This is a genomic window from Limnothrix sp. PR1529 (assembly GCF_002742025.1).
In the GTDB taxonomy this organism is placed as follows: domain Bacteria; phylum Cyanobacteriota; class Cyanobacteriia; order CACIAM-69d; family CACIAM-69d; genus CACIAM-69d.
In genome coordinates this window covers 1-8,124 of record NZ_LIRO01000110.1, presented here as the reverse complement: position 1 = coordinate 8,124, position 8,124 = coordinate 1, and the positions used below count along the sequence as shown (strand labels likewise).

Here is an 8,124-nt window from a genome sequence, read left to right as displayed (position 1 = left end):
CCCGATCGGGCCAGCCCAGTTCCTCGCAAGCAAAGGGTAGTGGCTCCGGCGCGTGGGAACCGTAGCGGCGAATTTGGAGATCCGGTTGCTGGGCGGCCAGGAGGCTTAACCCGGCAATGATGGCCGATCGCTGGTCGGCATCGGCGGCGCGATCGTCTAACCAAAGGATCGATCGGGCGGGGCCGCTGTGGCGCACCCAATTGGGCGTGGCGGGCAAAAAGTCTGCCGTTAATCCGCCTTCTAACCACAGGGGCGGCACTCGCAGGGCCTGGGCCGTTTCCCAGCGATCGGCGAGGGCCTGGCCGAGGGCGATCGGCCGCAACGGCAACCCACAGGAACCGAGGGCCGTTTCGCGCTCAAGAGTGCCCGGGGCTTCGCAATCCACTTCCCAGGTTTGAACCAAACGCACCCGCAACCGCACGTTGGCCCAATCGGCCACCGCACAGGCCGATCGCCAATCGGTGGCCAGGGCCACATCCAAGGCCGGCAGCCCCGTTTGGCCTTCCAACACCTGCACACCGCTGCCTTGCAACTGGGTTTCCCAAGCACGACAGGCCTGATGGACTTGGCCGCTGCTGCTGGCTCCGAAGGGTTGCACCACGAGCCGCACCTCATGGCCTTGGGCATCCAGGGCCCGGGCCAGGGCGGCGATTCGATCGACCTCCACGCTGTCGCTGGCTGCGAGGGAGACCACCACGGCCACGGTCAGCGCACTGGGTTCCGGGATCGATCGGGCTAACAGGTGATGCCAGCCGGTCCAGGTTTCTCCCAAGGCGGCGCGGGTGAGGTAGCGCTGGCGGGCCGCTTGGTTGGCCGCTTGCCCCAAGCGATCGCGCAAATCCCGATCCTCAATTAACTGGCCCAAGGTGGCGATCCAGTCTTCCGAATCACCACACAGGAACCCCGTAACTCCCGGTTGAATGGCTTCCGCATAGGTTCCCCAATGGGAGGCCACCGTGGGCACGGCCAACAGGGCCGCCTCAAAATATTTCAGCTCGCTCTTCCCGGCGGTGAATTCCCGATCGCGCTCTAGGGGAGCCAAGTTAATGTCCAAACGGGCATACACTTCCGGCAGTTTTTCCCAGGGCAAAATTGGCAACCGCTCCAGTCGATCGCCCCAGGTTGCCGCGAAGTCCGCCGATAGTTCCAAATGCCCCACCACCAACAGTCGCACTTGGGGATAGCGGGTGGCAATGACCTGCAAGGCGGCCTCACATTCCGCAAAGTCCCGCTGGTGGGTTTTGGTGCCGCTGAGATAGCCCAGGCGCACCACGGAGCGATCGCGCTCATCGGTTCTGGCCGCCAGGGTTTCGGCCGCTTGCCGTTCCATTTCGGCGCTGGCTCGGTTGGGCAACAGCGCCACGGGAGTGCCGGGGAATCGCTGTTCGATCGACCGTTTCAAGTTGGCAGTGCTGGTGCTGACCCCATCCACCCGGGCGATCGCCCGTTGGTATTGGTGCATCATCTCCTTGTAAACCTGCCGCAGTTCCTCTTCGCCGCTGTTGGCATCTTCCAACTGATAGAGCAGATCCGGATCAAAGACCAAATCATCGGTTTCAAACACAAACCGCACGCCCTGTTTTCGCCCTTCCTCGATCGCTGACTCCAGGTTGGGATGGAAGGTGGGCCGGTGCATCACCACCACTCGGTATTGATCCAACAGTTCCCGGTAAGGATATTGGGCAATGTCGTAGACCTCAACGCTGTAGCCCAAATAGCGCAGGGCTTCCGCCTGGTGCAGGCAACGGTAACGGTAAGGCGCACCGCCGCAGCCGCTGATGAAGGCAAACATCCCGATCGGGCGATCGTCCGCCTTTTGCACCTTCACTGGAGCCGCCAAGCGTCCTTCGCGCACCCCCACCAACAGGAAATGCTCAAAGGCGCTGCGATATTGCCCCAGTTCCACCGCCAAGGCCGCGTCGCCATAGGTTTGCAAATAAAATTCGCTGTCAAAGTTGGGATTGGGATTCAGCCCCTCCGCCATTCCCACTTCAAGGAAATGTTCGATCGCGCTGTTGAAGTCCTTGGCCGCCAATCGCGCTTTCACCTGGGGATAGGTTTCCAGGTAGTAGCGGGTTTTGAAGAGGGGGCTGGGGTCGCGCCCTTCCGTCGCCCCGTTGGCCACAAAGTGGGTAAAGGCCTGGCTATAGGTGGCATTGGGCAGACAGTTGGCCACATCCGGCTGGGTTTCCAGATAGTAGGCCGCATCAAACAGCCGCAGGAGAGCGTGGGGCTTGCGCAAATCCAGGCTGGGCAACTCTCGCTTAATGGCCTCATAGATCGCAGACTGTTGGGCCGCCGGATCGGGGGCGATCGCCAGTTCCGGGGGAATTTGCGACAGGGCCACCAGCGTGCGCGCAAACAGCTCCGGATCAAAGTGATCGGCCGCTGGCGGCCGCAGTTTGTATTTCAGCTTGATCCAAAAATTCCGCAGGGCCCAAAACTTGCTGCTACGAATGATGTCTAACAGGCGACGGGTTTCCTCAAGGCGCGATCGCAACTCCCGAAACTGATCTTGGGCGGCGGCGATTTGGGCCTTGGCGTGATCCCGCAGTTCGTTGGCCCGGGCGATCGCCTGGTGACCGTGCTTCACTTCCAACTCCGCCAGTTCCAATTCCTCGTGGAGGTCGGCAATTTGATCCCGCAGGCTTTCTAGGTCCTGATTAGCCGCTTGCAGCAGGTCTTCTGTGCATTGCAGCCGACTGTCATAGGTTCCAATCAGGGCTTGGTACTGATCCACTTGCAATCGCCCCTCGATCGCCCCCTGTTCGGCGGTCAGGACTCGGGCCTGATAGCGACTGAGATCCGCGCGGGTTTGCTCCAGTTGAAATTGGCTTTGGGCCAAGGCCGGTTGCAGTTGGGCCAGTTGTTGTTGCAGTTGCCGAAACTGCCCTTGGCGATCGCGGGTCTGTTCAGCCAAGGCCCAATCTTGCAACCAGGTGAGGGCATCGGTGGGCGCGCTGGGGTCGATCGGCAATTGCGGGTGTGGAGCCAGGGCCCGGGCGTTGAGCTGCTGATAAAGGGCGGTGGCCGTGGGATAAAAATGCTGGAAAAGGGCTTGGCGTTCATCGGCGATCGCCTCCCAGTCGGGCAAAATCAGGGTTTCGGGCCCCCATTCCACCGCCCCGGCTGCCAAGTCCACCAAAATGGCGCGATCGCCCAATTGCTCAAGGGCCACCAACAGCGCCTCGTGGTAGGTTTGCCAAACCCGCAGGGCCCATTCTGGATCTTCGAGGGCCCGATCGCCCGCCGCCCGAAACAGGGCCGAAACGCCCACCCAAGGGGCACAGGACACCAACACAAACCGAGCGGTGGGGAACTGGGTTTGCCAATCACTCAAAAACAAGGTGGCCAAAGCATCCGCCACCACCACTGGGCCCGTGGGCCAGCGGCGACAAAGCTGCCCCAGGCGATCGATCCACAGGGCCGAAACCGGCTCCGGTTGCCGCGTCACCCAACCGGACTCTTGGAAACCTTGGGCCCGCAATACGGCCTGATGCCAGGGTTCCACGGAAACCGGTCGCCAGCCCAACTCTTCGAGGGCCGCCGCCACCCGATCGCATCCCACCGGCAACAGTCCAGCAACGATCGCAATAGTCGGCTCAGTCATAGGAGGGGGTTGCAAGATCGACAACGGGTGCGTGGCAATGGGCGTGCATCTGGGTGTGCATCTGGGCGTGCATCTGGGAACCGGTGGGGTTCTCAGGAAAAATACCACACCGGCCCGGCCCTCCAATGGCTGGCCCTCCGAATGCCCAGCTCGCCCGCCAATGGCCATCGCATTCCTTGGCCAATGTTGGCCATTGGACGATCGCCCGCCGGTCGCTATCCTGTCTGTGTGTTGCCTGTACCCCGAGCAATTATCGTTCCTGCGTCTTCTGCCCTTGCCCTCCGCTGCCTAATTTTTGCCATGACCGCCATCGATCGCACCTTTTGGACTGATGTTTTAACCTTCACCGCCGACCTGGCCCAGCACACGGGTCAGCAACTGCTGAAGGACTTTGCGGGCGATCGAGCCACCACCGAAAAAGACGACGGAACCTTGCTGACCCAATCGGACACCTGGGCTGATGCCACCCTGCGCCAGGCGATCGCCGATCGATTTCCCGATCACGGCTTGCTCAGCGAAGAGGGCAACCATGATTTGCCCGATCGGGATTGGTGTTGGATCATTGACCCGATCGATGGAACCACCAATTTCAGCCACGGCATCCCTGTTTGGGGCATTTCGATCGGGCTGCTCTATCGCGGCTGGCCCGTCTTTGGCTATTTGTACTATCCCCCCACCCAAGAAGCTTGTTATGGCTTTTGGCCCGGTGAAACGGGATTGGATCTCGAACCAGGAGCCTTTCGCAATGGCCGCCCGATCCGAACCACCAGCGCCGACCCGGGCCCCAACCAAACCTTCAGTTTTTGCACCCGCAGCATTGAGCGGGCCCCACGCCCCTTCTGTTGCAAAATCCGGGCGATCGGGTCGGCTAGCTACAACTTGCTCACCGTCGCCACCGGTAGCATGGTGGGAGCCTACGAGCTAACGCCCAAAGCCTGGGATATTGCCGCCGTTTGGCCCATCCTGCAAGCGGCCGGAGCCACCTGGATTTCCCTGGAAGCCTATCCACCCTTTCCGCTTACCCCTGGCGACAGTTATGGCAAACGTTCTAATGCCTGTCTGGTGGTGGCTCGGGCTGATTTGGGCGATTTTTTCCGCCGGGCGATCGGGATTTAGGGGCCTCTGATTTGGCAGCGGTTGGGGGCAGTTGGGTCATGAGATCCCCAAGTCTCAGATCTTCGATCCCCTCTTCGATCCCCAAGTTTTAGATTCCCTGGGAATCTAAAATCAAAATTCCCATAATCTGCAAAACCCCTCCCCAAAACTTTCCCGCACGAACCCAAGGCCCGGAAGCCGGGCGGCTACCCGCACAAAATTCAGTGGACAACCAGGCTCGGAATCCTTATATTGGGATGTTGTCTAGATTGCGACGGTGTTCTTAGGAGGTCATTATTCCCGAGCAACTTACCCTAACCGTCAGCTTACGAGGCACGCGCGAAGTTAAGGGAGATTGTCAACTGTTCCGCCTCACAGGGCTGCTCGATGCATTTTCGGAACCCACGTTCCGCAAAAAGCTGGGGCAGTATGTTGAAGACGGCCCGCCCCATGTGGTGCTGGATCTAGCGCATATCGATTTTGTAGATAGTTCTGGGCTAGGCGCTCTGGTGCAACTGGCGAAAAAGGCCCAGAGTGCAGGTGGTAGTTTCCAGATTGTGACGAATCCCCGCGTCACCCAGACCGTTAAACTCGTGCGTCTCGAAAGCTTCCTATCGCTCCAGGATTCGGTTGAAGTGGCGATTAAGCGCGTTTCTGAATCGAATCAAGGCTAAGATTGGCTGTGGAGTTACAACCGGCGATCGCGACGGATTCTCCGAGTGTCGAAGCAGGCTGGCTAGCTGCCGCGGCCTTGCGATCGCCCCTCCCCCTCAGTTCGTCAATTCCCGCAGCCGAAATTCAACGTCTGTCGCCGGCTGCCTTGGCCTATTTAGGCGACTCCGTTTACGAACTTTACATCCGCTGCTATTACCTCTTGCCGCAATCACGCACCCGCACCTATCACGATCGCGTGGTTGCCCAAGTTCGCGCTGAAACCCAAGCCCGCCATCTAGAGGCGCTGCTGCCCCACCTGACCGAGGCTGAACGTGAGATAGTTCGGCGCGGTCGCAATGCCACTGATAAGCGTCCAAAACGGCTCGCGGGTGGAATATACCAGGCCGCCACGGCCTTTGAAACCTTGGTGGGTTATCTCTACCTAACCCAGCCGTCCCGACTGACCGAGTTGTTGGCCCGGTTGGATTTGTCGCCGTCTGTTTCCTCTCATGCGACTTTAGATCGCAACTCTTCATCATGACTGATTTTTCGTATCGTAAGGGTCGTACCGGCAATTCAGCAGGCCAAGCCGGTCAATCCAGCAAGTTTGAGCGTCCGGGGAAACCGGTTAAGGGCGGACAGTTTCAGGGCAAGGGACGGTATCAAGGTTCCCAAGGGGGAGAAGGCTCGAAGGGGCGTTACGAGGGACGGCGCGATCGCGCGGATGATTTCGGGTTCTCCGGGGAAGACCGGGAACGCCGCAACTATGACGGGGGCGAGCGCCGGGATTTTGGCAAAGACCGGGACTTTGGCAAGGAAAAGAAGGACTACGGCGGCCAGCGATCGGGCTATGGCTCCCAAGGTCGATCGGGTTATGGTTCCCAGGGGCGATCGGGCTATGGCTCTCAGGGATCGCAGGGATCCCAGGATCGATCGCAAGGATCGCGGGGCTATGGCTCCAGCCAGCGTGACGGCGAGTCCCGGGACTTTGGTGGTAAATCCTTTGGCCGCAAGCCTTTTGGTGGCGGTCAGGGCGGCCAGTCCTTTGAGCGCCGTGGCCGGGATGGCGATCGCCCGAACCGTGGGGGAGATCGACCCTTTAGCCCTCGGGGCGATTGGAACCGGGAAGAGAACCGGGACTCGCGCGGTGGCGAGGGTTCAGACTTCCGGGGCAAGAAATTTGGCAAGGGTCAAGGCAAGTTCAGCCGGCCCTTTGGCGATCGACCCGATCGCCCTGACCGGCCGGAGCGGAACCGGGATGAGCGTCGGGATGGTGACTATGGCTCCCCCCGGGGCGATCGGGGTGAACGGAGCGATCGCAGTGAACGGGGGGATCGGTCTCCTCGGTTCGATCGCGGGGGCGATCGCCCGGCCTTCAGTCGCCGTCCCGAAGGGGGCAAGTTTGGCGGCCGCCGGGATGGGTTCCGCGAGCAACACCGGGACGGCCAAGGCCGGGACTTCGGCGGGCGCGATCGCGCTGCCCATGCCTTTGATGGCAATGCCCAAAATGGCAACCCAACCACGGGCGAAGCCGAAACCAACAATGACATCATCTACGGCCGTCATTCGGTGTTGGCAGCCCTAGAGAGCGAGCGTACCCTGCACAAACTCTGGATCGTGCCCCAGTTGCGCTACGATTCCCGGTTCATGGGGCTGCTGCAAACGGCTAAGACCAACGGCACAATCATCGATGAAGCCACCTACAGCCAACTGGCGCGGCTGACGGATGGGGGCAATCACCAAGGTGTGGCAGCCCAGGCGGCGGCCTACGATTACTTGGACTTGGCGGATGTGATTGAAAAGGCCAAGGCGGCCACCGATCGCGCCGTGTTGGTAGCAGTCGATGGGGTGACGGATCCGCACAATTTGGGTGCGATCGCCCGCAGTGCCGAAGCCTTGGGCGCAAAGGGTATCATCATTCCCCAACGGCGGGCCGTGGGCGTAACTTCCACGGTGGTGAAGGTGGCGGCCGGCGCGATCGAACACTTGAACATCGCGCGGGTGGGCAACCTGGTTCAAGCCCTGGAAACCCTGAAGGCTGCTGGTTTCTGGATCCATGGCTTGGCCGCTGAAGGCAGCGAACCGATCGACAAGGTAGACCTCACGGGCCCGATCGTGCTGGTAATTGGCGCAGAGGGCGATGGCCTGAGCCTGTTGGTGCAAAAAACCTGCGATGTGTTGATGTCCATTCCCATGAGCGGCCACACGCCCAGTCTGAATGCTTCGGTGGCGGCGGGCATGGCGCTCTATGAAATGAGCCGTCAGCGTCGCCATCAATCCTTGGACTTGCGGGACTCCTAGTAGCGCGGCTGTGATCGTGCCCTGATTTTGCCTCCCAGCGGGCCATTTGCTAGGCTGTCCGGAGACTTAGCCGCCACCGAACCTCAAGGGGACGGGAACGGTTAAGCCCCGGGGTTACCTCGTGCCTCCGGTGCGAGTTGATGAAAACCCCGGCCATGGCCTGAGTTTGGAGGTGGTGCGTGTCTCAATTGCCGGATGGGCCCTTGCCCGAGGATCGATCGCGATCGGCCCGCGAGACTAATGACGAATGGATTGCGGTCTTAGTGGCCCTGCTAATCTTTGGGGGATTGTTCTGGTGGTTTGCCAGTCGTCAATCGATCCCAGTGGGTTGGCAGGGCTTGCTGCGATCGCGCCCCGTTGCCCCTGAAGCGCCTAAGGGCACAGGCAAAGAACCCACGAGGGCGATCGCCCCGAAGCCCCAACCCGACGCGCCCGCCAAGGCCCCAGCCGCCTCGGAGCCAGTG

The 8,124-nt window shown here is 60.8% G+C and carries 5 protein-coding genes and 1 pseudogene; 5 read left to right on the top strand and 1 reads right to left on the bottom strand.

Annotated elements, in window-relative coordinates; all coding sequences use genetic code 11:
• On the bottom strand, positions 1-3,610 hold a 3,610-nt coding region (locus AMR42_RS15330; RefSeq protein WP_158234508.1), incomplete at its 3' end, for a glycosyltransferase.
• Between the two features lie 9 nt (positions 3,611-3,619).
• Here AMR42_RS15330 and AMR42_RS15325 point away from each other — a divergent pair.
• From AMR42_RS15325 to AMR42_RS15305, 5 genes and pseudogenes are all read left to right on the top strand, one after another.
• Positions 3,620-4,726 (top strand): inositol monophosphatase family protein, encoded by a 1,107-nt coding sequence (locus tag AMR42_RS15325; RefSeq protein WP_234407035.1) that lies wholly within the window; start codon positions 3,620-3,622, stop codon positions 4,724-4,726.
• 275 nt (positions 4,727-5,001) lie between these two features.
• Positions 5,002-5,379 (top strand): STAS domain-containing protein, encoded by a 378-nt coding sequence (locus AMR42_RS15320; RefSeq protein WP_099534531.1) that lies wholly within the window; start codon positions 5,002-5,004, stop codon positions 5,377-5,379.
• 77 nt (positions 5,380-5,456) lie between these two features.
• Positions 5,457-5,900 carry a Mini-ribonuclease 3 gene (locus AMR42_RS15315; RefSeq protein ID WP_199291639.1) on the top strand — a complete coding sequence of 148 codons (444 nt, stop codon included), beginning with the start codon at positions 5,457-5,459 and terminating at the stop codon, positions 5,898-5,900.
• A complete protein-coding gene (gene rlmB, locus AMR42_RS15310; RefSeq protein WP_099534529.1) occupies positions 5,897-7,660 on the top strand; it encodes a 23S rRNA (guanosine(2251)-2'-O)-methyltransferase RlmB in 1,764 nt (587 codons plus the stop codon). The genes AMR42_RS15315 and rlmB overlap by 4 nt, the downstream gene beginning before the upstream one ends.
• 179 nt (positions 7,661-7,839) lie before the next feature.
• Positions 7,840-8,124 (top strand): annotated as a pseudogene (locus AMR42_RS15305) (hypothetical protein); the annotation flags it as partial.

Coding starts and splice junctions, on each gene's coding strand:
- rlmB (WP_099534529.1), top strand. CDS start 5,897: ATGACTGATTTTTCGTATCGTAAGGGTCGTACCGGCAATTCAGCAGGC.